This window comes from Streptococcus sp. BS35b, assembly GCF_000286475.1.
Classification (GTDB): Bacteria; Bacillota; Bacilli; order Lactobacillales; family Streptococcaceae; genus Streptococcus; species Streptococcus oralis_W.
Map to the genome: position 1 here is coordinate 21,860 of NZ_ALKH01000013.1, position 24,869 is coordinate 46,728.

Below are 24,869 nucleotides of genomic sequence, written 5' to 3' on the forward strand. Positions count from 1 at the left end.
GGGTTATTCAGAGCTAAAAGCTGCTGCTTTTTGCATTTGGTAATACTTGCCCTTTCTAGCCATGAGATCCTGATGGTTACCATGCTCAACAATATCACCATCTACCAAGACAAGAATCAAATCCGCATCCTGAATAGTTGACAAACGGTGAGCAATGATAAAGCTTGTACGTTCCTTCATGAGTTTAGCAAAGGCATCCTGTACTAGCACCTCTGTCCGTGTATCGATGGAGGAAGTCGCCTCGTCTAAGATAAGAATCTTAGGGATAGCTAGAAAGACTCGGGCGATGGTCAAGAGCTGGGCTTGCCCAACAGAGAGGGATTCTCCTGCATTTTCCAACTTGGTATCGTACCCCTGTGGCAACTGTTGGATGAAAAAGTCTGCGTTGGCTGCTTTGGCAGCGGCAATCACTTGCTCCCGACTGGCGTCAGGATTTCCAAAGGCAATATTGTCATGAATGGTTCCTTGCTTGAGCCAGGTTTCTTGGAGCACCATGCCAAACTGCTGTCTCAATGATGCTCGGGTATAATCATAAATGGAACGACCATCTAACAAGATATCTCCCGAGTTAATAGGATAAAAACGCATGAGGAGATTGATGAGGGTTGACTTACCAGCACCTGTTGGACCAACGATGGCTACCTTGCTACCAGCTGGGATATCGATAGACAAATCCTTAATCAAAATCCTTTCAGGATTGTAGCCAAAAGAAACATGCTTAAAGGAAATAGCCCCCTTCACTTGGTCGCTGGTCAAGACTTCCTTACCTGTTTCAGCCACCTCAGGACTTTCTAAGACAGCATAGACACGCTCTGCACAAGCGAGAGCACTTTGCAATTCGGCTAGAACTGAAGAAATATCATTAAAGGGTTTGGTGTACTGTTGGACGTAATTCAAAAAAGTCACTAAACGTCCAATGGTTAAGGTGGACCCCATCATGATACGATAGGCTCCCACTCCAGCAAGAAGGGCATAAATGAGCGCATTGACAAATCGAGTCGAAGGATTGACCGTTGAAGAATAAAAGATGGCTGACTGAGAATAGCCTGCGTAGTTGGCATTAGCCTCGTGCAGTCTTCGAATAAACTCTGTCTGAGCATTAAAGGACTGGATAATAGTCTGCTGGCTAAGCGATTCTTCAATCAACTGAGTCTGAATCCCCCTGGTCTCTGTTTGCTTCTGAAAGAGATGATAAGAGCGTTTAGCAATAAATCGTGAAATTACCATGGACAGAGGCGTCAACAGCAAGACCAAGAGGGTCATGAGGAGATGAATTTGGAGCATTGCTAGAATACTAACCAAAATCATCAAGACACCAATGAAAAATTGGTTAAAAATCATGGTCAAGCCAGCTGCCAACTGTTCTATGTCTGTGGTCACACGACTAACCATCTCTCCACTGCCCTGCCGATCCACAAAAGCAATCGGTAAACGATGGAGCTTATAAATGATTCGCTCTCGCAAATCTTTAGTATAAGAGAAGATTAGGCGATTATAGAGGAGAGGATTGGCCCATTGTACCAGTGTATTTCCTATGACCACCAAGATCATCTGAATGAAAATATGCCAAAAAACTGGTGAAGAATCAGCTACTAGGACCTGGTCAATGACCTGTCCAATCAATATAGGTAGGTAGATCGATAAAGCAACTTGGGCAATAGTTCCTAGAAAGGCTAGGAAAAGGAGGAAGGGATGGCTTGCTAAATCTATGGCCAAACGTTTGAGCGTCTGGTTTGCGGTTTGTCGTTTCATGCTAGTCCTCCTTTCCATGTTGGGATGCATTGATTTCGCGATAGACCTGGCTAGTTTTCATCAAGTCATCGTGCTTGCCAACAGCTAGTAATTCACCTTTTTCCAAGAGGAGAATCTGGTCAGCCATCTGAAGTGTCGAAGTCCGTTGAGAAATCAAGATTAAGCTCGTATTTGGCAGATTTTCTCTAATAGCTTTCAAGAGCTTGGACTCGGTAATGGTGTCGAGGGCAGAGGTCGCATCATCTAAGATGAGAAATGGAGCTTGGCGCAAGACTGCTCGGGCAATAGATAGCCTTTGTTTTTGTCCACCTGAGAAATTTCGACCTCCTGCCTCAACCAGGGCATCCAAGAGTCCTTCCTTTTCACTGACAAAATCCTTAGCTTGCGCAATCTCCAAGGCCTGCCAGAGTTGCTGGTCAGACACTTCTCGATTGAAACCCAAAGTCAAATTGGAACGAATAGTTCCTTTAAAGAGTTCGACCTTTTGGGGCACGTAGGCAATCCAAGACCGCCACTGCTCAAGATTACGAGGACTACATCCATCTCGATAAAGGTCAATGCTCCCCTTGTCTGCTGGATAAAGACCAAGTAAGACTTGAACCAAGCTTGATTTACCTGAACCAGTTCCCCCGATGATACCAAGGATCTGCCCTTGATTCATATCAAAGGAAATGTTTCTTAGAGAAGGCTGGGCCGCATCAGGATAGGTAAAGGTCAATTCTTTGACTTGCAAAACCCGATCACCGGTAGCTTGTTTTTGTTCTAATTCTGAAAAAATATCTTCGGGAGACTCTGCAAAGACTTCCTCGATTCTCTTGGCTGAGATATAGGACTGGTTGAGGGAATTAATCAGCATGGCGAGCTTAACCAATTCTACCAAGATTTGCAAGAGGTAGTTGATTAGAGCAATCAGGGCACCTTGACTGAGTAAACCTCCTTGAATTGAAATATAGCCCTGCCAGATGATGACGAGAAGAGTTCCATTAACAATCAGATAGGTCAGAGGTGTTAACAAACTAGACCAGAAACCCGTCTTTTCTTGCAATCTGGCATAAACTTGGTTAAGGGTTTGAAAAATCTGTAACTCTCGTTTTTCTTGACCAAAAGCACGAATAACTCGCATCCCTTGCAACTGCTGGCGTGTTTCCTGAACCAGCTGGTCCGTTTTCTTTCTGAGACTACTGTAAAGAGGATTGACAAGTCGAGAGAGACCGACAATGACAATCGTCAAAATGACAACCATAACTAAAAACCAGAAAGTTAGCTTAGCTGAGATGCGATAGGCCATAAAAATGGCACCAAAAACGATAATAGGCGCTCGCAAAAAGAGACGCAGGAATTGATTGATACCAGTCTGAATCTGGTAAGTATCCGAAGTCAAGCGAGTCACCAAGCTAGAAGTTGTCAAACGATCTCTGCTGTCCTTGGGTAAGGAAAGAATATGACGATAAAGGTCGTCTGTCAATTCTTTGGCAAAACCCACCGCAGCCTTAGCTGAGTAAAACTGGGCTACCAAGGCCACTAAAACGCCAATCACTGCAAAGATAAGGAGCAGGCCAATCTGCATCCATAGATGCCCTTGATCTCTCTGGGGCAAGGACTGGTCAACAATACCTGCAATCACCATGGGAACCAAGAGTTCAAAAACAGCTTCTAATAACTTGAACAAGGGTGCCAAAATGGATTCTTTGATGTAGGGTTTGAAGTAAGATAGTAAGTGTTTCATAGATCCCTTCTATTCTTATTCTGGAAATGAAGAAAGTGGGAAGCCCCACCCTCAGTTTTATTTGTTTAAGTAAGGTAATAGATAGCCATATCCTGCTTTTTCCATCTCATCCTTGGCTATAAAACGCAAGGAAGCCGAATTGATACAGTAACGGAGGCCACCTAACTCACGAGGTCCATCTGTGAAAACATGACCCAAATGAGCATTGCCTGACCGAGAACGAACCTCGATTCGCTCCATCCCATGGCTCAAGTCCTTGTAGTAGTGAATTAATTCCTTGGAAATCGGACGGCTAAAACTTGGCCACCCACAACCTGAGGCAAACTTATCCTTGGCAAAAAAGAGTGGCTCACCCGTCGTGATGTCTACATAAATCCCTTCTTCAAAAGTCTGGTCATAAGCATTGCTAAATGGAGCCTCTGTTGCAGCTTCTTGGGTGACACGGTAAGACTCTGCTGACAAACTTTCCCTTAACACCTCTTGACTAGGTTTTTCATAGTTTGCTGCATCAATCAATGGCTTCTCAGCATCGGTCACATCGATATGACAGTAACCTGAAGGATTCTTCTTAAGATAGTCTTGGTGGTAGTCTTCCGCCACAATATAGTAGCGAAGTTTCTCCACTTCTACTGCAATCTTTCGACCCAGCATACGCTCCTGCTCCTGCACTACTGTGTAGATAGCTGGCAAGTCTGCTTCATCCTGATAATAGATTCCCGTTCGATATTGGCGACCACGGTCATTCCCTTGTTGGTTAATAGACAAGGGATCAATGACACGGAAATAATAAAGCAAAATCTCTCTAAGTGACACTGCTTTCTCATCATAAATCACTTGAACAGTCTCTGCATGGTCTGTTTCCTTGAGCAACTGGTAATTGGTCGTTTCGACTTGGCCATTAGCGTAGCCTACACTGGTTGCTAATACGCCTGAAATTCGTGAAAAATACTCCTCTAGGCCCCAAAAACAACCACCTGCTAGATAAATTTCTGCCATCTTTATTTCTCCTTTATCAAGTTTTTAACTAATACTCTTCGAAAATCTCTTCAAACCACGTCAGCTTACATCTGCAACCTCAAAACAGTATTTTGAGCTAACTTCGTCAGTCTTATCTACAACCTCAAAACCATGTTTTGAGCAACCTGCGGCTAGCTTCCTAGTTTGCTCTTTGATTTTCATTGAGTATAAACTTCTTTTCAAAAAAAGGATAGGAAGCCCTCTGGTCAAGAGTTTCCCCATCCTATCTTCTATTCTTTATTTTGCTTCTACACGGACACCTTGGGTATCAACTTTCAAATCATGCAGTTTGCCTTTGAAAGACTGCTTTTGCAATTCCGCCTTAATCTTCGGCATCTTGTCGTGAGAAGCCAAGACCATCACTGTCGGTCCAGCACCGGAAAGGTAGGTTGCATAGGCACCATTCTCTTTGGCTACTTGCTTAATCGTCGCAAATTCACGGACCAGACTTTGACGATAGCGCTCGTGGAAGAGGTCTCCCTCAATCGCTTGGCCAGCTGTCACCATGTCTCCTGCCAACAAGGCTGCAACCGCCACATTGGCGATAGAACTAGCTGCAACAGCTTCCTTGTAGGACAATTTTTTAGGCAAGACACCGCGGCTGTCTCGAGTGCGCAATTCATAGTTGGGAATATAAGCTAGAAAATCACACTCTGGGAAGTCAACCACAATCGCTGAAACATTTCCTTCAACAGAACTTGCAATAACGAGATTGCCGTAAATTGCTGGAGCCACATTGTCAGGATGTCCTTCAATCTTGGTCGCCAACTGCAATTTGTTATGGTCAGATAGGTTGAGCTTGCCCAGTTGGTTGGCTAGTTCAATCCCAGCAACGATAACCGAGCTAGAAGAACCCAAACCACGCGCCAAGGGAACATCGCTGGTCATTTTCAAGCGTCTTGGTTTCAAGTCAGGCGCAATTTGCAAGGCAATCTTGAGCAAGAGATTACGCTCGTCATGTGGAATCCATTTGCCAATCTGATGTTCAATCAACCACTCATCTCGTTCTTCACAGACCTCAATTTGAAGATACTTGGTTACAGCTACACCGACCGAATCAAAACCTGGCCCGATATTTGCACTGGTTGCAGGTACAATAATCTTCATCTTATTCTCCTAACACCTTGAAGGTATTCAAGAGGTCAAATTCTGAAGCTTTGGCCAACTCTGCTGAAACATTCTCAAGCTGCGCTTTATTAATCTTATGAGTGATAATCACTACACGCGCCTTGTCACCCTCTTTGCCATCTTGGAGGATTTGCTTGAAGGAAATATCTTGAGCGTTGAAAATCTCAGCCAATTTCAAGACCTGACCTTTTGAGTCTGGAGCCAAGATTGAGAAGTAGTAATTAGCTTTGACATCTTCTGGATTAGCCAAGACCAAGTCACGGCTATATTCGTTGAAGTCTTTACCAATGGTACCATCATTCAAGCGACGAACGATACGGACAATGTCCGCTACAACACTTGTTGCAGTTGGTTTTTGACCCGCACCTGGTCCGTAATACATAGACTCACCGATACCGATAGATTCTACAAAGACTGCGTTCATTACCCCATTCACACTGGCAAGTGGATGTGCTTTAGGTAGGAAGGTTGGAGTCACTTCTGCAGCAATACCTGAAGGAGTTTCCTCGATAGAACCAACCAATTTCACTACATAGCCAAGGTCTTGGGCTACAGCTACATCTTCTGGTGTGATGTTGCGGATTCCCTTGTGTGCTACATCGTCAAAGGCAACCTTCATACCAAAAGCAAACTGGCTCAAAATCACCATCTTGTAGGCTGCGTCAATCCCATCCACGTCATTTGTAGGATCGCTTTCTGCAAAACCTAATCTTTGTGCTTCAGCCAGAGCATCATCGTAAGACCAGCCTTCTTCGACCATCTTGGTCATCATGAAGTTGGAAGTTCCGTTAACGACACCAAGAACGCGCGTAATTTTGTCAGAAGCTAATGAATTTGCCAAAGTACGAAGAATTGGAATCCCACCAGCAACTGCTGCTTCGTAGTAAAGTGCTACCTTATGCTCTTTAGCGATTTCTAGCAATTCTGCACCATGGACAGCCAAAAGGTCCTTGTTAGCAGTAACAACGTGTTTCCCAGCTTCTAAGGCACGAGTGATAAAGGTCTTAGCTGGTTCGATACGCCCCATCAATTCCACTACAATAGTAATGTCCTTGTCTGATAAAATATCATCTACATTGGTTACAAAGTTAAAGTCATTTCCTGCTGCAAGCAAGCGGTTCTTTTCATCTTCATCCTTGACCAATACCTTGGCTACTTCAATCTCTGAATGAGCCGACTGAACGATTTTTTCTCCATTTTCCTTTAGGAGGAAAGGCACGCCACTTGCAACGGTACCAAATCCAAGTAAAGCAATTTTAACTGTCATGTTTGTCTCCTAGAAATTTTCTGATATAGCCATTATAACAGAATTTTATGAAAATTCCTATTATAGTAAATCACTATTTCAGTCTGGTAAAGAAAAAAACGAATCCCATGATTCGTCTTTCTTGATAAATGAAAATTGATTTTAAAAATTATGAACAAATCTTTTGCAGACCGAGAACTGCGTCATGGTTAATCAATATTTGCCCATACTCTTGCAAAACGGAACGACTGATGTCACTGTCATCTGCAAACTCACGCATACGAGCCAAGAGCCAGGCTGGATATGGACTTGGATGATTTTCCACATCGACTAAGATTGTCAAATAGTAGTGTCCATTCATCTTATAGAGTTCAGATGTTTCCATCTGGTAGTTAACCGTCTTTGCAAAAGCAACTAAGTCAGCAAGACTTGTAAAACGCAAGATATAGTAGATATAAGGTTCTTTCTTATTCTCCGTCTCCTTGTCTGCCTGCTCTTGCTCTTCTTCCTTTGCTTCGACCTGCTCTAGAGATTGGATGGCCTCAATATCGTCCTTGGTCTTATCTGCAATGCTCTTTTCCAAGGTTTTGAGAAATTCATCTGGCGACATTTGGGCTAATTCTTCCATGTCTGGTAGATCCGCCAAATCTTCAAAATCCAGATTTTGGTCAATCTTGGACTTGGTCACAAAGACGTCGACCTTATCAGGTTTTGGCGTCACGCGGAAACTCAGCATGCCACTATCCAAGAAATTGTCTGGCATCTCTAACTCATCTAAAATAGCATAGAAAAACTCTTCGGTTTTTTCCTGAGGAACGAGAAAGTCTGCAATCTCCATTCCCCGATCCATCAAATCATCTAAAGTCATCGTGATTTTCAGTGTTGTATCACTAATTTGTTTCATCTTCATATCTAGTAACCTCATACTTTCAGTCTATCTATTATACTAGATTTTTACGATTTTATCAAAAGAATGAAGCGAGAATGTGATATAATACTAGATATGATTTTAGATTTAAGAAAGAAAGTTCAATGAAAAATATAAAAGTAAATGCCTTGGCCAGCTTGCTGGTCAATATTCTCAATATCGTTTTTCCACTGATAACCAATCCTTATCTGACGCGGATTCTCAGCAAATCCAATTACGGTTATTTCAATACAGCCAATACCTGGGCAAGTTTCGTTATTCCACTAGCTGCCTTTGGAATATACAACTACGGGATTCGAGCTATTAGTAAGGTCAAGGATGACAAGAATAAAATCAACTACGTCTTTTCTAAGTTGTTTTATATCTCGGTTTTCACCTCTCTCCTGACGACAGGTATCTACTTCCTCATTATCTTCTTTGACACCAGCATTGAGAATCTGAAAGTTCTCTACTACATCTTAGGGGCTCAAGCACTCTTCCAATTTCTCAATATCGAATGGATGAACGAGGCTTATGAAAACTATGCCTTCATCCTCTACAAAACATTAATTATTCGAATTACCATGCTGGTCGCTATCTTCGCCTTTGTTAAAACGGCAGATGATATCGTTCCTTATGCTATCGTTATGACAGCGACCACTATCCTCAACTACCTGCTTAGTTTTCTTTGGATTAAGAGAGAAGTTTCTTTTGTTAAAATTGGATTCGTCGAATTAGCTAAAGCTTCTAAACCGCTCTTCACTATGCTTCTCTTAGCAAACGCTAATATGCTTTATACCTTGCTAGATAGAATGTTTATCACCAAGGGACCGGATGAAAACTATATTTCCTATTATACAATTGCCTATAGTATCGTCATGCTGATTGCCAGTGTCTTGAGTGGAGCTATCAACGTAAGTATTCCGCGCCTTGGCTACTATCTCGGTAAAAAGGATTACAAGTCCTACAATTATCTCGTTAATCAAGCGGCATCCTTATTCTATTTCCTTATGGTTCCAACTAGTATTGGGATTATGATATTGGGACGGTACGCAACTGTTATTTATTCTTCTGAAAAATATCTTGAAGCGGGTATCGTAACTAGCGTCTTCGCTTTTCGTACCATCATTTGGGCTATTGAATTGATTCTTGGTAAACAGATTATCTTTATCAATGACCATGAAAATCGTTTAACTGCCTTCTACTTCCTCGGTGGTGGCGCTAATATTCTATTAAATAGTATCTTGTATTTCAATAATATTTTTGCACCTGAGTATTACATCGCTACGACCATTATCGCAGAAACTATCGTCGTTTTACTTGAAATTCATTTTATCAAAAAACATCAACTGATTAATTTAAAAGAAATTTTTATAACCTTAACACGTTACAGCCTCATATCCCTTGGTTTTATACCAATCTTTTATATTTTCAAGATGATTTTCCAAATCAATTCCTACACAGTAAACTTCAATATGATTCTCATGGTTCTTTCTACCATAGCAACTTGTGGCATCTATTACCTCTTGACCCTCTTTATCGCTAAAGATAAAACACTCCACTATGCTCTGAACTTAGTACTTGCTAAAGTAAAACGAAATTAAAAAATCCCCTACTGATAAATTAATTGCCAGTAGGGGATTTTTTCTTTATTCTTTTTCTTTCTTATCAGAAGCGTTGGCTTCTAGATTTGAATCTTGTTTAGGTTGTTCAACAATAGAGGAATTAGCTTCTTGTTTCTGTTCTGGCTTGACTGCCTCGCTATTTACAGCAGCAACAGCCTGTTTCCAGATACCTTCTTCGTTTACTTTGTAACCATCAGGTGTTGTTGCGTTCTTCAACAAAGAACCATCAGCTTGGAAATAGTACCAATTACCATCAAGCTGTTTCCAACCAGTTTGCATAGCTCCTGATTCATCAAAGTAATAATGATCACCATTTACTTTATGAAGGCCAACCAACATGATGCCATCTTCAGGATTTAGATAATACCAGACGCCTTTGTCTTTTATCCAACCAGTTTTCATGGCTCCATTTGATTCAAAGTAACGGTAATGATTATCAAACCATTTCCATCCAGTTTGCATGGCTCCAGATTTGCTAAAGTAGTATTGCTTACCATCTACTTGATGGAGGCCAACTAACATAACGCCTTCCTTACCTTCAAGATAATACCAGGCATCACCATCTTTCAACCAACCAGTTTGAAGTGCGCCCGACGTAGCGTAATAATGCCAAGAATCATTTGACCACTGCCATCCAACTTGCATAGTACCTGCAGAGCTGAAGAAATAGTTCTTACCGTCAATTTCTTTAGAGCCTACAGCCATGATACCTGTTTCTGGATCCAAATAATACCATGATTCATTATCTTTCAACCAACCAGTTTTCATAACTCCAGAACTTGCAAAATAGTTCCAGTGACCATCAATAAAGGCCCAGCCTGTTTGCATGGCACCACTGGCATTCAAATAGTAACGGACACCATTGATATCTTGGCTTCCAGTTAACATGATGCCATCTTTATCCAAATAATACCATGTTTCCTGATCCTTGATCCAACCAGTTTTCATAGCTCCAGAACTTGCAAAATAGTTCCAGTGACCATCAACAAAGGCCCAGCCTGTTTGCATGGCACCACTAGCATTCAAATAGTAACGAACACCATTGATATCTTGGCTGCCAGTTAACATGATGCCATCTTTATCCAGATAATACCATGTTTCCCGATCCTTGACCCAGCCGGTTTTCATAGCTCCAGAACTTGCAAAATAGTTCCAGTAACCATCAACAAAGGTCCAGCCAGTTTGCATGACACCTTCTTGATTAAAGTAGTACGTGCTTTCATTAATATTCTTTTTACCGACAGTCTTTAGCCCATCCTCATCATAGAAATACCAATCTGAATCAATCTTTTGCCAAGTTGAAGGCTTACCTGCTGCTTGGAGTGCACCACTTTCGCTAAAGAACATCTTCTTGCCATTATAGACTTGATGTCCTGTTAGCATCTTCCCATCTGCCGCAAAGAGATACTTTTTCCCTCCAATTTCAGAGAGCTCGCTAAATCGTCTAGCACCATTTGATTGGATATAATACCAAGAGTCATCTAGTTTGAACCAACCACCAGTTTGCATTTTACCATTTTGGTTCAGATAGTAATCATTCCCTTTGGCATTTTCTCCCCAGTCGTCGTTAAGGTGAAGCCAGCGGCCTGCTTGCATTTGTCCTTTTCCATTAAAGAAGTAAGTGGCTCCGCCAATCTCTTTCCAGCCGATAGCCATTTCTCCGTCAGTCAAACGATATTTCCAATAACCATCTTCTTGATACCATTTTTCGTCAACTACAGGGATATCAGGGAAGGTATTTGAAACATTTGCAAATCCTTTATCGCTAATATCAAAAACGGTAGCGTCTTGAGTTTGGCTAGCAGCATGAAGAACCTGAATATTTTTCTTCTGAAGGTATTCTCTGGTTGAAGCAACATTAATATCTCCACCAGTTGTCTGAATAATCATTTTTGGTGATAAGTTTTCAAGGAAATTAATCGTATTTGAAATTGTCGCATCATAATGGTGGTTCCATTTCATCATATCAACCTTGCCGATAACTGGACCTAACTTATCTTCTGCTCCTTCGGCATTATCCAAATCTCCACCAAGATAGATTCTCTTTCCTGCCACAGTCACTACTGAAACAATGGAGTTGGAGTTATCATCTCGAATCTTTTTTAGATTCCCTTCAGCATCATATTCATTCTTATAGTTGTAGAGTTGGATATCCATATCACCTAATTTTAGATGGCTATCCTCATCTGAAATATTCTGGATAAGAGTAACTCCTCGTTTTTGAGCTGCTCTCAAAGCATTATCATAATTGAAAAGATTATCCCATAGTCCCCAGTTTGATGTAATCCGATCATCTGAATATTTTTTCAAATAAAACTTACCGACTTGATATCGATTGAGTATTTCATCCGCTCCACCAATATGGTCACTATGGACATGAGTTCCTATAATAAAATCTAATTTTTTTACACCTATTTGATCCAGGTGGCGAATCAAGCGATCTTCCAATACTTGATTATTTCTCATGGAAATTCCCCAGCGACTTGGATACCGTGGGTCACTCCCATCAGGGAAATCATAGTCTTCTCCCATATCAATCAAAGCATAATGACCATTACTTTCCAGAAGGATGGCATCACTTCCAGATTTTGCTTTAGTATTTATGAAATGGATACGATTGCCCGAACCTGCAGAGACAGTATCTGCATCTACTCCTTGCGAGAACTGAATCAGTAATAGAAAGAATGCGAGAACACTATATCTAATTGATTTTAATAACCATTTATTTTTCACCTTGAAAACTCCTTTATCTTAAACGACAAGCAACTTTTACTAATCTAATCAATCCAATAATTTTTATCCCCTCCTGGGACTTGCTGCTCAATAGGGGGTGGAGTCATATAGTTTTCTCCAAATTCGTAGACAAGTACTTCATGGTACTTTCTCGGAACCTTGACCACAATGTTTTCATAAGGCATATCAATCAAATCATAGAGCCATTCTTTTTTTATACCATTTGGATAATAAGGGTCATAGATAGTACAAGTAAGATCTGTTGCTTGATCTACACTATACTTCAAAGCAAGGCTCTCTAATTTTTGATTCCATAGCTGTGGGGAAGTTAAGCGGAAAATAGCTGATCCCATATAACGAGGGAGGTTTTTAAGTCCCCCATTCTCAGACTTGATCCCTTTAAAATTCAAAGAAGAAAGGCGAACGAAATATTTGTAGAGTTTCATTTTCTTACGGTCACTTTCCTGTGTTACGACACCATCATATGGAAAAATGTCAACGCAAGTTCCCAATACGACCGTTGGGTCTACGAGGTTAGCATCTCGACGTGTCCTTACATCATAGACTCTCATATAACTGTATGGATATCCCTTTGTTTCTCTGAATGAAATCAATTTATAGTAGGGATGATTTTCATTTTGTAAAACCTTATACAGTTTTTCAAATTCATCACGCGCTAAGGAAATATCTGTATCATCATCCCAAGGGATGAATCCTTTATGGCGTACAGCTCCTAGTAAGGTTCCAAAATCAATAAAGTATTTGATTTGATGTTGTTCACAAAGCTCATGCAGATACTTTAAAATATCCAATTCTACTTGCTTGATTTCTTCAAGAGTTAAAGTTCTTTCAGACATAGGTTTTATTCTCCTAAATTTGACTATATTTTTAAACGTTTCTTAATCCCAATCCCGTCATTTAGACCTTTTAACAATCTTCCATAATTTAAAATCATGATGAGATACTCTTTGTTCAACCGGTGGCAATTGCATATAGTCTCCGTAGTCTGAGGTCAAAATTTCATGATAATTTTTCGGAATGGTAAATTCCTTACCTTCAAATGTTCCAGTAGTAACTTGTTCCAGCCATTCACGTCTCCACACTGGTTTGTTCATATCCTTGTAGATAAGATAATCCACTTGCTCATAATCTGAGACTTTACGGGATTTTGCAAGTTCTTCAATCTGGGCAACGTATTTGTTCGTATTGGTGAAATAGAAAATAATAACTGACACATAGCGTAGCAGTGAATTCAGTACACTTTTCGTATTGGTAATGCCTTTAAAGGTGTAGCAACTCAATTGACGTTTCTTTATCAGTTTCGTCATCTTGTTTTTAAATTCTACGTCATCCTCGTAGCCATCTACAGGGAAAATATCTACATAGATTCCCATATTGGAATCGATGCGAACATCTTCTTCTAGCAAGTAAGTATGGTTATCCTGCACTTTCATGAAGGGATAGACATAGTTGAGATTATTTTTATAAGACATGACCTCGTAACGTTCATCAGGGTTAGCGATAAGGTAGTCTTGCAATTTTTCATAATCCTCTCGTAGCATGCAGATATCCATGTCATCATCCCAAGGGATAAATCCTTGATGGCGAACAGCACCAATTAGACTTCCATATGCTAAGAAATATTTAACCCCAATTTTCTGACAAACTTCATGAATATACTCCATGATTCCAAGTTCCATCTGTTGAATTTCACTGACATCTGTTACTTCTTGATACCGAATTCCTTCATCCTGTTTGCAGACTACAAGTCCATAGCCAATCGCTAACCAGAAGATGATATTAATAAAGTTGGTTGAATACATAATCTGACTTTCAAATAATTGACCAAACAAGATACCGAAGAAAAGGATCATGACCAATTTATCAGTATTTTTCTTGGAAACAATCAAATAAGTTAAAAAGCGCTTGATGACATAAACCAGTATAAGAAGGAAGAATGCTAAGCCTAGAACTCCCGAACTGACAAATATGGTCACAAAAATGTTATGGAAATTCCCACCGATAAGGGAGTTTTGAATCTCAAATTTACTGAAATATTCTGTGTAGTAATCTGGAACATTTCGTACACCATAACCAAAAATTGGTTTCGTACTTCCCATCTTGATGGCATTTTTCCAAATATAGGTTCTACCACTTGGTGTTGTTTCGATCAGATGGAGTTCACCGTTCTTCTTAGTGACAGACGAATCTGTTTCAGCATAGGATTGTCCTTTGTTTAAATCTAAAACAGTCGCAGTTTCAGATGAGATATAAATTGAAGTTGCATAGCTTAATCCAATATTAGTTGCAGTAATCAGCAAACCAGCAACAATAAAAGTGAGGAATCGTTTAACGATACTTCCTCTAGTAGCAAAGAAACTATAGAGTCCAATCATGAGAAGTAAAGAAAGTAAGGCTCCTCGACTTTGCATCGTAGCGAAGTAAACGAATTGAATCACATTGTTCAGTTTAAGATAAACAGAATATTTACTTCCTTTATGGATCAAATACATGGCCAAAATAATGCTAATGTATGAAAATATCGCACTAGCATTTGGATTGACAATTCCCCACAGACGTCCATTCATGACACCATAGTAATAAGATTGTTCGCCAATCTTAAATAGGATAAGGACTCTACTTACCAATAAACCAAACGCAAAAATTGCTGAAGAAAAAGATACAATTTGAACCGTATAGGCAATCCAGTCAAATAATTTTTTAAGTTGCCCTGATTGTAACATGGTAAATAATAAAACATAGGTTACCATGAAGAGAATTTCAATCACATTTCCAATCAGATGTCCAGAGCGATTGAAAATAGCTGATAGCAGATGACTTCCAGCTAAGAGTCCAAATAAGGATAGAAATTTGCGATCTGCTGTGATTTCTTTCCACTTAAACAATAAGGTATAGCAAATATAAAGCACTACAATCGCTGATAATCCCTTGTAGAGGGGATTTGCTATCTTATAAACCAGTGAACTCATACTTAAAATCGAAATGAAAACAAATAGATATGCAATCCATAGTTTTGATTTTTCAAAGTATTCATCCATTTTTGAAAAATTCATTTTCAACTCCTTCTCATGATATTAGTTTTTTAATCCAACAATTTTCTTATAAAGCCATGGAGAAATGACAAGTGATAGGATCGCTACCTTGCGAAAAGTAGTGAAATAAGCATCCTTCCATATTTCGCGTCGATGCTGAACAATCCAAGTCCTCAGCTCAGCTTTCTCCTTTTGATACTCTTCACGTGAAGTAAAGATAATTTTATCGTAAACTGTGATGTACGACCAACATTCTCTATTTATTAATTCGTATTTTAAATTAGGGAAGGCTTGTGAAACTTGAGCAATTATTTGCTTATAAACTTCTATCGTGTCAAATACATGTCGATTAACAGATGTTGTTGCACTTCCCTCACGATGATCATAATAATAAACAGGTTTGTCGATAAATACGCAACTGCATCTTGTCTTTAGTAGCAATTCAGTTAAAAATAGAGCATCTTCAGCTAGGTGATAATTGGTATTAAACTTATCATCCGCAAGCAGGTCTCTCTTAAACAGTTTTGCAACTGGAAAAAATGACGTTCTGGTGGTCATCAGTAGTTCCTTCATGGTTTCTTCTGTTGACCAGAGTTCTGTTTTTCCAGAATGTGGAGGTAGGTCTGTTACAACGCCATTTTTAATATGGTGCAGAGGAGCAATAACAAAGCCTACATTCAACCCCTCAACTGCACTAGCTAAAGTAGCTAGGTAATCCTGGGTAACGAAATCATCGCTATCAATAAAGGTAACCCAAGAACCCGTCGCTAGCTGAATTCCCATATTTCTAGCATTTGAAACTCCAGCATTTTCGATATGATAAACCTTGATATTCTCATACTGAGATGCTAAGTGATCACAGATCTGTCCACTGGAATCAGTAGAACCATCGTTGATTAAGATTAACTCAAAATGGGCATAAGTCTGTTGAAGAATCGACTCCACACATCGCTCCAGATAGGCCTCTACATTGTAGACCGGAACAATAACGCTTATTTTTTCTCCCATCATGCTCCATATTCTCCCTTGTACTCTGTGTAGCTCTTGTCCATGTCTGCTATAATAGCATCATGATGCGGTACTTGCTTGTCCGCTAGTGGCGGTGTCATATAATCCCCAAAAGCAGTGCTGAGATAGGCATCATAACCGACTGGAATGGGCATCTCAGTTCCTTCAAATGGCAAGAAAAGATTGTCTTCAAAAGATGCGATCGGGTACTTGTTTCGCATGTAGCCGGGACCTGAGCATAATTCCGTAATTCCATCGCTCTCAGCCAGACCATACTTGGTCATTTCTTTTTCAGCTTTTTTCCAAATGCGATAACGTAGAGATTTTGGAGTTAGGCCGAGTAAGATGCGACTTCCCCATTTCATGACTGCACCATGCTTTTCTGGGATGGTTTGGGCGCAAAAGAGTGAATAAATCAAGGCCCAACGAACCTGTTTCTTACGCTCAGCCGGATTTTTAGGATAATAATCCAAAGGTAAAACATCCAAAGCCAAACCGTGGGGCAAATCCAAATCTTTCTGATAAGGCTTGATACAGGTGGTTTCCTTGTCACGAATGGTAATAAAAAGGTTACGGTCTACAAAATCCTTCTTACTCTTTGACAAGAAATAACGCTCGTCTGCATAACGTGGCCACAGCTCTGCTAATTTTTCATAGTCCTTGCGGGGCATGAAAAAGTCTAAGTCATCATCCCAAGGAATGAAGCCCTTATTACGAAGGGCGCCAATAGCTCCTCCTCCACAGAGGTAGCATAATAAATCATGTTCTTTACAAAACGCGACAAAATATTCAGCCATTTCCAGACTACGAGCCTGAATCGCTTTCAAATCACTCATATCTCTCCTCTTCTGTCCAATAACGAGTTATATCATTTTATTATACCATAAAAAAGCCTTAAAAATCTATCAGATAGTAAGAAAAACCAAAGCTCCGACCACCATTTCACTAGTGAATCAAACTTTGATTTTCATTTATCGACTTTTATCTCATCCCCATTTGAGCGAGTTTGGTCCGGTATTTATTTTGATCGACAAGAAGTCCTTGCCCTCCATAGACATCATAAGCATCTACCCAGTCACCAAGTTCTGGAACGGTGAGTCTTTCAATGCCATTTTGAGCACCTTCTAGGACAGATAATCCATTGGTCAACAAAAAGCTATACGGTAGATTTGTTGAAGTCATTCCAAAGACTTTTCCAAGTGCCTCTGATCCTGTAAAAAGCTTGGTTGGATTTTTAATCTGCTCAAGAACAGCTGACATGACTTGTTGTTGTCTCTTGGTACGGCCATAGTCTCCCTCATCATCATCACGGAAGCGAGCATAGTTCAGCAAGGTGGATCCATTCATCTGCTGTTTTCCAACTTTGATAGTTTGAGTTGGCGACTCTGTCTCTGTTGCATGAAGGTCATCTCCAACTGTAGCTTCTGTCAAAGGTTGACCATTCAATGTTGAGAATTGGGCATCAATCGTTACTCCGTCAGGGAAGAGGGTATCAATAGCTGTTGCAAAGGCCTGGAAGTCAACTAGAGCATAGTACTTAATATCCAAATCAAAGTTGTCTTTTAGAACCTTGCGGACCATTTCAGCCCCTTTTTGCCCTTCTTGTTCCCCAAGTTCATAGGCAACATTTAGTTTGTTATCCGTCTGTTTCTGGCCATTTACAATCTTACTGTACCCGTCGATATAAACTAAGTTGTCACGCATAAAGCTGACTAGCTTGATCTTCTTATCCGATCCGCTGACATTTAACACCATGATCGTATCGGTACGGGTTTCTGCACTATTTTGACCGATACGGCCATCTGTCCCCATGACTAGGATATTCACACCGTCTTTGGTATCCTGACCGTTAAAGACCTCTACTTGAGCCGCCTTGGCGTCAGCTGGCTTATTTGTTGGATTGGCCGCTGACTGGAACCCTCGAAGAAACATGAAAATCATCCCTGCAGCCACACATGTAATCAACAGCAAGAACCAAGTCAGTATTCGTTTGAAGCGAATTCTTCTTTTTTTCTTTTTGACTTTAGGCAAAGGAGCTACCTTTTCACGTCTCTTAGATCGACTTCTACTGCCATAAGTCGGAAGATCAATATCTCTACCCCAAGTTTCTTCTTTTTCCTCTTGGTAGAAATGGTGAACTTCAGACTTGGGACCTGTCATTTTTTGTTGCAGATAATCAAACTCCCTCCGTTCACGGTCGTTGAGGTAATGAATATTTTTGAAGAGATAGTCATAACGTAACTGCTCGTGATGACTTAAAGGATTTTCTTTGCTCATTGACTCTCCTTTTCTAAATCAGTTATGGTAAAAATTGGGTAGGTTCCCAAAATCTTGTGCTGGATCCCAATGGCCTCTAGTTCTTGTCTGGCAAAATGAACCAGTTCTTTGTCACTATAGTCCACATCAATAATGAAAAAGTATTCTCCTAAGGCTGTTTTAAGGGGGCGACTTTCAATCTTTGTTAAGTCAATCCCTCTCCAAGCAAAAGTCGAAAGTGCCTTGTAAAGAGCACCAGGTAGGTTGTCTGGTAAGGTCAAGGCCAAACTCATTTTTTCAGCTTGTGAGTTCAAAGGAATCTTCGGTATCTCTGTCCCTAACACCCAAAAACGTGTGAAATTGGCTTCCATTTCCTGAATATCCTCTGCAATCAATTCCAATCCATATTCTTCAGCTGAACTTCTAGGAGCAATAGCTGCGTATGGCTGATCTGGATGTTCCGAGATAAAGCGGGCCGCATAGGCGGTACTGGCTGTTACCTCAATTTTGGCCTCTGGATAGTGCACATCGATGAATTTCTTTCCTTGAGCCAGAGCCTGAGGATGGGAAAAGATTTTCTCAATTTTTGACTGACCTGGAACCACCATCAACTGCTGGTGAATGGGTTGAACGATTTCTGCAACTGCTTGGATGCGAGCCTGGTGAAAAAGGTAATCCAAGCTTTCATGGACACTACCTTCAATGGAGTTTTCAACCGGTACCACAGAATAGTCCACAAAACCCTGTTCATAGGCCTTGATGACATCTGTGATATTGACAAAAGCCTGCAATTCCTCTTTGGGAAATGCTGTCTGCACAACATGATGCGAAAAAGATCCCTTGGGACCTAGATAGGCAATTTTCATCTCAGTTCCTCTATAATTTCCTCTGGGCTTAACTTGGTCACATCCAAAACCCGACTGGCTACTTCCTCATACCAGGCCTGTCTTTTTTGGAAAATAGCTGCCAGTTCTTCCTTGCTTTTGTTAAGAAAAAGCGGGCGCTGATTGTCCTTGTCAGCTGCGATACGTTGGTAGAGGGTTTCAAAATCGGCTTTTAGATAGATGTTATCAGGATTAATCTTAAGCAAGTCACGATTTCTCTGAGAAATGACAACTCCTCCGCCAGTTGATACAACACGATCAGTTTTTAGTAAGTCAGCTAGCACTTCTGACTCTACTTGACGAAAGGCCACTTCTCCCTTTTCAGCGAAGAAATCCGCAATGGACATGCCCAAACGTTCCTCAATTAAGGTATCCATATCGATGTAGTCTGAGTCCAAGCCTCTAGCGATTGTCGACTTGCCTGCCCCCATAAATCCGAGTAATACCTTAGCCATGAATCAAGCTCTCCAAATCATCAAAGAAGCTAGGATAGCTGGTATTGATGGCTTCAGCACGGTCAAGTTCCACTTCTCCATCAGCAACTAAGAGGGCTGCGATGGCTGTCATCATTCCAATTCGATGGTCACCAAACGTATTGACTCTAGCGCCATGAAGTCTTGATTTCCCTTTGATAATCATCCCGTCTGCTGTAGGAGTGATAGCCGCCCCCATGCTATTTAAGGCATCTGCCACCACCTGAATGCGGTCTGTTTCCTTGACCTTGAGTTCCTCAGCATCCTTAATGACTGTTACACCTTGCGCTTGTGTCGCGAGAAGAGCAATAATGGGTAATTCATCAATCAAGCGTGGAATCAAGGATCCACCAATCTCTGTTCCCTTCAGGTCTGAAGACTCGACAATCAGGGTTGCTGATTTAGCAACTGGGTCAATATCAGTTATTTCCAATCTTCCACCCATGGCACGAATGACATCAATAATACCTGTACGCGTTTCATTGATGCCCACATCCTGCAGCACCACACGAGAGTTTGGAACAATCAAACCTGCGACCAACCAAAAGGCTGCACTGGAAATATCTCCTGGAACAACTACCTTTTGTCCGGTCAGTTTTTGTGGTCCTTGAACTGTGATTTTCTTGCCATCCACACTTAAATGGCCACCAAATTGCTGTAGCATATCTTCGGTGTGGTTACGAGTACATTCTTTCTCGAGAATAACGGACTCCCCCTGAGCCTGCAAGGCTGCAAACATCAAAGCTGACTTAACTTGGGCAGAGGCGATTGGCAATTCATACTGAATAGGTCTTAGGTTTTTCGTCCCTTTTAAATGAAGGGGAGGCAGATCTCGCTCAGTTTGCCCTGAAATGCTAACGCCCATTTTTTTCAATGGAATCGTCACGCGATCCATAGGGCGTTTAGAAAGACTATCATCTCCAAACATTTCTACTTCGAAGTCTGCACCAGCAAGAACACCTGAGATCAGGCGAATCGAGGTGCCAGAATTCCCCATATCCAAGGCGTTTTGCGGAGCTTTTAAGCCATCCATTCCAACACCTTGAATCGTAATAACCCCATCTCTGTCCTCAATTTCAACACCAAGGTCACGAAAAACCTGCATGGTTGAGAGCACATCCTCTCCACGCAGAATATCATAAACCTTAGTCTCGCCCTCAGCCAAACTTCCAAAAATAATCGAACGGTGGCTGATAGACTTGTCACCTGGAACCCGGATACTACCCTGTAAGTGGCGAATGTTTGTTTTTAGTTTCATAGTTGACCTCATACTTGCAATACTTTTTCTTATTTTATCACAAAAAAGCCAGAAATTCCTGAAATTTCTGGCTTTTATACAGATAAAATACTATTTCAATAATTCTGAAACGGGTTCAAAGACAATTTTTTCAATGTCTGAAAGGTAAATAGACAATTGTTGCTGTTTGGCAAAGAAATCTGACAAAAGAGCATTCTCTTGGATTTGCTTGCTGAAAGACTGCATCTTTTCTTGGAAAGAGGCGTCTGGCATTTGTCCCGTTTGCGCCATGACTTGGATTTCTTGCTGGAAGGCGATATAGTCTGCAAAAATCTTGCTAGCTTGTTCATCAGCTTGGATGGCATCTTTTGCTGCTTTAACAGCCTTGTATTCTGGTAATTCGCGTAACCCGCGACTGAGTTCATTTGCAGTATCGTAAATATTTGACATGGTTTTCTCCTTATTTGATGACGACTGTGTAGTCCGTATTTTCTGTAATTAAGCGCTCAGCTCGTTCCATATCCTGAGCATTTTTAAATGAAATTTGTAGAATCCCGTGAATATCCTCACGGTTTTCTTCGTTGATGTGAATGTTGACCAAGGAAGTTCCTCGTAGCAATTCCAAAATCCGCAAGATGACATCTTCTTCATCAGGAACGTCGACATAGAGGTCGTAAGAGCTATCCACACCACCACGCTTATGGATTTCCATAGCCTGACGTTGCTCACGCGCCTGATTGAAAAAGTTCCAGATTTGCTCTTCATCTCCCTTGCTGATAGACTGACCAATCGCTTCCAAACGCTCCTTGAAATCCGCAATTCGCTCTAGAATAGTCTCACGATTGGACAAGAGAATGGAAGTCCACATACCTGGCTCGCTTTCCGCAATGCGAGTCATATCTCGAAAACCACCCGCTGCAAAGCGTCTTGCCATCTCATGTTCTTGAGCATAAACTGCCGTCTGCTCCATAAGGCTGGAAGCCAGAATATGAGGAAAATGGCTAATCTGAGAAGTGACTCTATCATGCTCCAGGGCATCAATCTCGATAAAACGAGCATGAAGGCCTGAAAGCAGATTCTTCATTTCCTCAAGTGTGTCAGGACTTGTCAGGCTTGAAGGTGTGAAGATATAGTAGGCATTTTCGAAGAGATTAACATCCGCAGAGGCAGCCCCTGTCTTGTGGCTACCAGCCATGGGATGGGCCCCGACAAAGCGGACAGGCTTGCCAGCTAAATACTGCTCCGCCGCATCCACGATGGCTGACTTGGTTGAGCCGGCATCCGAGATAATCACTCCTTCTTTCAAGTCCAAGTCGGCCAACTCCTTGATGAAAGCAATGGTTTGTTTGATTGGCAAACTGAGGATAATGATATCTGCCAAAGGAGCAAAACTGGCAAAATCATCCGTCGCACGGTCAATCATACCTTCTTTCAAGGCAATATCTCTCGAAGCTTGACTGCGATTATAACCTAGAATTTCATAATCAGGATGATCACGCTTGATACCGAGTGCCATCGAAGCACCAATCAAACCGAGACCTGCGATATAAATGGTTTTTGCCATAAGGACTCCTTAATAGTTCTTTGTATAGTCTCGGTGTTTGGCTACCGCTTCTTTTAGTTCCTCAAGATTATCTGATGAGAATTTTTCAAGGATTTCTTGAGCCAGAACCGTAGCCACAACGGCTTCCATAACCACACCTGCTGCTGGAAGAGCAGTCGGATCACTTCTCTCAACAGTTGCCTTGTAAGGTTCGTGGGTTTCGATATCCACACTTATCAATGGTTTGTAAAGAGTAGGAATGGGTTTCATAACACCACGAACAACAATCGGTTGCCCATTGGTCATACCACCTTCGAAACCACCCAGATTATTGGTACGACGAGTATAGCCGTCTTCTTTAGACCAGAGAATTTCATCCATAACCTGGCTGCCTTTACGGTAACCAGCTTCAAAACCAAGACCAAATTCTACTCCTTTAAAGGCATTGATAGAAACAACTGCTTGGGCCAATCGCGCATCCAATTTTCTGTCCCATTGAACATAGGAACCAAGGCCGACTGGTACGCCTCCGACAACTGTCTCCACAACTCCACCGATAGTATCACCGTCACGCTTGATTTGGTCAATGTAATCCTTGATTTCCTGTTCTCTTTCTTGGTTGACAATAGAAACTTCAGACTGGGCAGCTCGTTGCTTAATCTCAGCCACGGTCAGATTTTCAGGCACATCGATTTCCTTGCCACCAAAGACCACGACATGGTTGGCAATCTCCATATTTAGCTCAGCCAAAAGTCGTTTGGCTACTGCCCCAACAGCTACTCGCATGGTGGTTTCACGGGCAGATGACCTCTCCAAGGAATTTCGCAAATCATCAAAACGGTACTTGATGCCCCCTACCAAGTCGGCATGACCTGGACGAGGATGAGTGATTTTCCGCTTGCTTTTGAGGCGGTCTTCGATGTCTTCTGCAGACATGATATCCAGCCATTTTTGGTGGTCCTTATTGATGACATCCATGGTAATCGGAGCCCCTGTCGTCTTCCCGTGACGAACGCCCGAAGTAAAGACAACCTGGTCACTCTCAATCTTCATACGGCCACCACGACCGTAGCCACCCTGACGGCGTTTAAGGTCTCCATTAATATCCTCAGCTGTCAAAGGAAGTCCAGCGGGAATTCCTTCAATGATAGCCGTCAAACGAGGACCGTGTGATTCTCCTGCAGTTAAATATCTCATACGTTCTCCTTATTTTACCAAGTAGTCTTTCATCTCTTCCAGAGAAACTGGGTGAATGGTCGCTGAACCAAGCTCTGGTACCAAGACCAATTTCAAGGTATTGCCACGCGCTTTCTTGTCATGAGTCAAAGCTTGATAAAGCTTGTCAACATCCCAGTTTTCATAGTCAACAGGTAGTCCAAATTTCTGACACATCTCTGTAATGGACTGGGTTATTCCTTCTGACATGAGGCCTTTTCCCTCAGCAATCTTGGCAATCTGCACCATTCCCATGGCCACAGCCTCACCATGCATGACTTTGCCATAACCGGCAGTCGCTTCAATAGCATGGCCAATAGTGTGCCCAAAATTGAGGTAAAGGCGAACACCATTGTCCAACTCATCCTCAACCACCATCTTGCGCTTAACCTGACAAGAATGTTCAATCAAAGTCTCTGCATGTTCCAGAATACTCTCTACAGAACCATCTAGCTCCGTCAAAAGAGCCCACAGTTCTGGATCCTCAATCAAGCCATACTTGATGACCTCCCCCATTCCTTCAATCAGCTCTCTTCTCCCAAGAGTTTCAAGGACAAGCGGGTCAATCAGAACCCCATCCGGTTGGGCAAAGGTCCCCACCATATTCTTAGCAAAAGGAGTATTGACACCCGTCTTTCCGCCGATAGAAGAATCAACCTGAGCAGTCAAACTAGTCGGAATCTGAACAAAGTGAATCCCCCGCATATAGGTAGAGGCTACGAAACCAGCCAGGTCCCCAACGACACCACCACCTAGAGCCACGATTCCATCGCTACGAGTCAGACCTTGCTTGACTAAAAATTCATAGACCTTCTGAACAGTTGTTAAATTTTTTCGTTCTTCGCCTTCTAAAAAGTCAAATACTGCTACCTGAAAACCAGCATCTTCTAGGCTGAGTTTAACCTTCTCTGCATAGAGAGAAGCTACATGGTTGTCGGTTACGATAACCACTTTTTGAGGTTGCCAGAGTTCTCGCAACCACTGACCAGCCTGAGCTAGACAACCTTTTTCAATTTGAATATCATAAGGATGATGCGGAATATCGATTCTGATTTTCATAGTAGGG

At 41.5% G+C, this 24,869-nt stretch carries 20 protein-coding genes; 1 reads left to right on the forward strand and 19 read right to left on the reverse strand.

Annotation, left to right across the window (positions count from 1 at the left end):
• Positions 1–3 precede the first annotated feature (3 nt).
• The 6 genes from HMPREF1149_RS09910 to mecA form a co-directional block, all read right to left on the reverse strand.
• A complete protein-coding gene (locus HMPREF1149_RS09910) occupies positions 4–1,752 on the reverse strand; it encodes an ABC transporter ATP-binding protein (RefSeq protein WP_000828810.1) in 1,749 nt (582 codons plus the stop codon).
• Position 1,753: 1 nt separating this feature from the next.
• On the reverse strand, positions 1,754–3,478 hold the full coding sequence (locus tag HMPREF1149_RS09915; RefSeq protein ID WP_000681724.1) for an ABC transporter ATP-binding protein: 1,725 nt from the start codon (positions 3,476–3,478) through the stop codon (positions 1,754–1,756).
• 57 nt (positions 3,479–3,535) lie between these two features.
• Complete coding sequence (gene msrB, locus HMPREF1149_RS09920) at positions 3,536–4,474, reverse strand: peptide-methionine (R)-S-oxide reductase MsrB (protein WP_000818184.1); 939 nt, start codon at positions 4,472–4,474, stop codon at positions 3,536–3,538.
• A 258-nt stretch (positions 4,475–4,732) separates the two neighbouring features.
• Complete coding sequence (gene thrB / locus HMPREF1149_RS09930; protein ID WP_000692403.1) at positions 4,733–5,602, reverse strand: homoserine kinase; 870 nt, start codon at positions 5,600–5,602, stop codon at positions 4,733–4,735.
• 1 nt (position 5,603) lies between these two features.
• Positions 5,604–6,890 carry a homoserine dehydrogenase gene (locus HMPREF1149_RS09935; RefSeq protein WP_000216364.1) on the reverse strand — a complete coding sequence of 429 codons (1,287 nt, stop codon included), beginning with the start codon at positions 6,888–6,890 and terminating at the stop codon, positions 5,604–5,606.
• Positions 6,891–7,038: 148 nt separating this feature from the next.
• The gene (gene mecA / locus HMPREF1149_RS09940) at positions 7,039–7,779 is read right to left on the reverse strand and encodes an adaptor protein MecA (RefSeq protein ID WP_000782700.1); all 741 of its coding nucleotides are present in this window, start codon (positions 7,777–7,779) and stop codon (positions 7,039–7,041) included.
• Between the two features lie 122 nt (positions 7,780–7,901).
• Between mecA and HMPREF1149_RS09945 the strand changes: the two genes are divergently transcribed.
• Complete coding sequence (locus HMPREF1149_RS09945; protein ID WP_000789706.1) at positions 7,902–9,380, forward strand: oligosaccharide flippase family protein; 1,479 nt, start codon at positions 7,902–7,904, stop codon at positions 9,378–9,380.
• Positions 9,381–9,425: 45 nt separating this feature from the next.
• Here HMPREF1149_RS09945 and HMPREF1149_RS09950 read toward each other — a convergent pair whose 3' ends face one another.
• The 13 genes from HMPREF1149_RS09950 to aroB form a co-directional block, all read right to left on the reverse strand.
• Positions 9,426–12,134 carry an MBL fold metallo-hydrolase gene (locus tag HMPREF1149_RS09950; RefSeq protein WP_000792504.1) on the reverse strand — a complete coding sequence of 903 codons (2,709 nt, stop codon included), beginning with the start codon at positions 12,132–12,134 and terminating at the stop codon, positions 9,426–9,428.
• A 44-nt stretch (positions 12,135–12,178) separates the two neighbouring features.
• Positions 12,179–12,991, reverse strand: coding sequence for a LicD family protein (locus tag HMPREF1149_RS09955; RefSeq protein WP_009067901.1), 813 nt, complete (start codon positions 12,989–12,991; stop codon positions 12,179–12,181).
• Between the two features lie 57 nt (positions 12,992–13,048).
• The gene (locus tag HMPREF1149_RS09960; RefSeq protein WP_001011683.1) at positions 13,049–15,208 is read right to left on the reverse strand and encodes a LicD family protein; all 2,160 of its coding nucleotides are present in this window, start codon (positions 15,206–15,208) and stop codon (positions 13,049–13,051) included.
• 21 nt (positions 15,209–15,229) lie between these two features.
• Complete coding sequence (locus HMPREF1149_RS09965) at positions 15,230–16,198, reverse strand: glycosyltransferase family 2 protein (protein ID WP_000971795.1); 969 nt, start codon at positions 16,196–16,198, stop codon at positions 15,230–15,232.
• On the reverse strand, positions 16,195–17,031 hold the full coding sequence (locus HMPREF1149_RS09970) for a LicD family protein (RefSeq protein ID WP_001281441.1): 837 nt from the start codon (positions 17,029–17,031) through the stop codon (positions 16,195–16,197). Before HMPREF1149_RS09970 ends, HMPREF1149_RS09965 begins: the two co-directional genes overlap by 4 nt.
• Before the next feature lie 145 nt (positions 17,032–17,176).
• Positions 17,177–18,472, reverse strand: a complete 1,296-nt coding sequence (locus tag HMPREF1149_RS09975) for an LCP family protein (protein WP_000032328.1) — start codon at positions 18,470–18,472, stop codon at positions 17,177–17,179.
• Positions 18,469–19,317 (reverse strand): prephenate dehydratase, encoded by an 849-nt coding sequence (gene pheA / locus HMPREF1149_RS09980; protein ID WP_000686434.1) that lies wholly within the window; start codon positions 19,315–19,317, stop codon positions 18,469–18,471. Before pheA ends, HMPREF1149_RS09975 begins: the two co-directional genes overlap by 4 nt.
• Positions 19,314–19,790 carry a shikimate kinase gene (locus HMPREF1149_RS09985; RefSeq protein ID WP_001151392.1) on the reverse strand — a complete coding sequence of 159 codons (477 nt, stop codon included), beginning with the start codon at positions 19,788–19,790 and terminating at the stop codon, positions 19,314–19,316. The genes pheA and HMPREF1149_RS09985 overlap by 4 nt, the downstream gene beginning before the upstream one ends.
• Positions 19,783–21,066: a 3-phosphoshikimate 1-carboxyvinyltransferase gene (gene aroA, locus HMPREF1149_RS09990; protein ID WP_000769905.1), complete on the reverse strand. Its 1,284-nt coding sequence runs from the start codon at positions 21,064–21,066 to the stop codon at positions 19,783–19,785. The genes HMPREF1149_RS09985 and aroA overlap by 8 nt, the downstream gene beginning before the upstream one ends.
• 90 nt (positions 21,067–21,156) lie before the next feature.
• The gene (locus tag HMPREF1149_RS09995; RefSeq protein WP_000065996.1) at positions 21,157–21,495 is read right to left on the reverse strand and encodes a YlbF/YmcA family competence regulator; all 339 of its coding nucleotides are present in this window, start codon (positions 21,493–21,495) and stop codon (positions 21,157–21,159) included.
• Positions 21,496–21,505: 10 nt separating this feature from the next.
• Positions 21,506–22,609, reverse strand: coding sequence for a prephenate dehydrogenase (locus HMPREF1149_RS10000; protein ID WP_001140473.1), 1,104 nt, complete (start codon positions 22,607–22,609; stop codon positions 21,506–21,508).
• A gap of 9 nt (positions 22,610–22,618) precedes the next feature.
• Complete coding sequence (gene aroC, locus HMPREF1149_RS10005) at positions 22,619–23,785, reverse strand: chorismate synthase (RefSeq protein WP_001269884.1); 1,167 nt, start codon at positions 23,783–23,785, stop codon at positions 22,619–22,621.
• A gap of 9 nt (positions 23,786–23,794) precedes the next feature.
• Positions 23,795–24,862, reverse strand: coding sequence for a 3-dehydroquinate synthase (gene aroB / locus HMPREF1149_RS10010; RefSeq protein ID WP_000702144.1), 1,068 nt, complete (start codon positions 24,860–24,862; stop codon positions 23,795–23,797).
• Positions 24,863–24,869: the final 7 nt, after the last annotated feature.

Coding starts and splice junctions, on each gene's coding strand:
- HMPREF1149_RS10000 (WP_001140473.1), bottom strand. CDS start 22,609: ATGGCAAAAACCATTTATATCGCAGGTCTCGGTTTGATTGGTGCTTCG.
- aroA (WP_000769905.1), bottom strand. CDS start 21,066: ATGAAACTAAAAACAAACATTCGCCACTTACAGGGTAGTATCCGGGTT.
- HMPREF1149_RS09965 (WP_000971795.1), bottom strand. CDS start 16,198: ATGATGGGAGAAAAAATAAGCGTTATTGTTCCGGTCTACAATGTAGAG.
- HMPREF1149_RS09945 (WP_000789706.1), top strand. CDS start 7,902: ATGAAAAATATAAAAGTAAATGCCTTGGCCAGCTTGCTGGTCAATATT.
- HMPREF1149_RS09995 (WP_000065996.1), bottom strand. CDS start 21,495: ATGTCAAATATTTACGATACTGCAAATGAACTCAGTCGCGGGTTACGC.
- aroB (WP_000702144.1), bottom strand. CDS start 24,862: ATGAAAATCAGAATCGATATTCCGCATCATCCTTATGATATTCAAATT.
- aroC (WP_001269884.1), bottom strand. CDS start 23,785: ATGAGATATTTAACTGCAGGAGAATCACACGGTCCTCGTTTGACGGCT.
- thrB (WP_000692403.1), bottom strand. CDS start 5,602: ATGAAGATTATTGTACCTGCAACCAGTGCAAATATCGGGCCAGGTTTT.
- HMPREF1149_RS09975 (WP_000032328.1), bottom strand. CDS start 18,472: ATGAGCAAAGAAAATCCTTTAAGTCATCACGAGCAGTTACGTTATGAC.
- mecA (WP_000782700.1), bottom strand. CDS start 7,779: ATGAAGATGAAACAAATTAGTGATACAACACTGAAAATCACGATGACT.
- HMPREF1149_RS09955 (WP_009067901.1), bottom strand. CDS start 12,991: ATGTCTGAAAGAACTTTAACTCTTGAAGAAATCAAGCAAGTAGAATTG.
- msrB (WP_000818184.1), bottom strand. CDS start 4,474: ATGGCAGAAATTTATCTAGCAGGTGGTTGTTTTTGGGGCCTAGAGGAG.
- pheA (WP_000686434.1), bottom strand. CDS start 19,317: ATGAAAATTGCCTATCTAGGTCCCAAGGGATCTTTTTCGCATCATGTT.
- HMPREF1149_RS09970 (WP_001281441.1), bottom strand. CDS start 17,031: ATGAGTGATTTGAAAGCGATTCAGGCTCGTAGTCTGGAAATGGCTGAA.
- HMPREF1149_RS09910 (WP_000828810.1), bottom strand. CDS start 1,752: ATGAAACGACAAACCGCAAACCAGACGCTCAAACGTTTGGCCATAGAT.
- HMPREF1149_RS09915 (WP_000681724.1), bottom strand. CDS start 3,478: ATGAAACACTTACTATCTTACTTCAAACCCTACATCAAAGAATCCATT.
- HMPREF1149_RS09960 (WP_001011683.1), bottom strand. CDS start 15,208: ATGAATTTTTCAAAAATGGATGAATACTTTGAAAAATCAAAACTATGG.
- HMPREF1149_RS09985 (WP_001151392.1), bottom strand. CDS start 19,790: ATGGCTAAGGTATTACTCGGATTTATGGGGGCAGGCAAGTCGACAATC.
- HMPREF1149_RS09935 (WP_000216364.1), bottom strand. CDS start 6,890: ATGACAGTTAAAATTGCTTTACTTGGATTTGGTACCGTTGCAAGTGGC.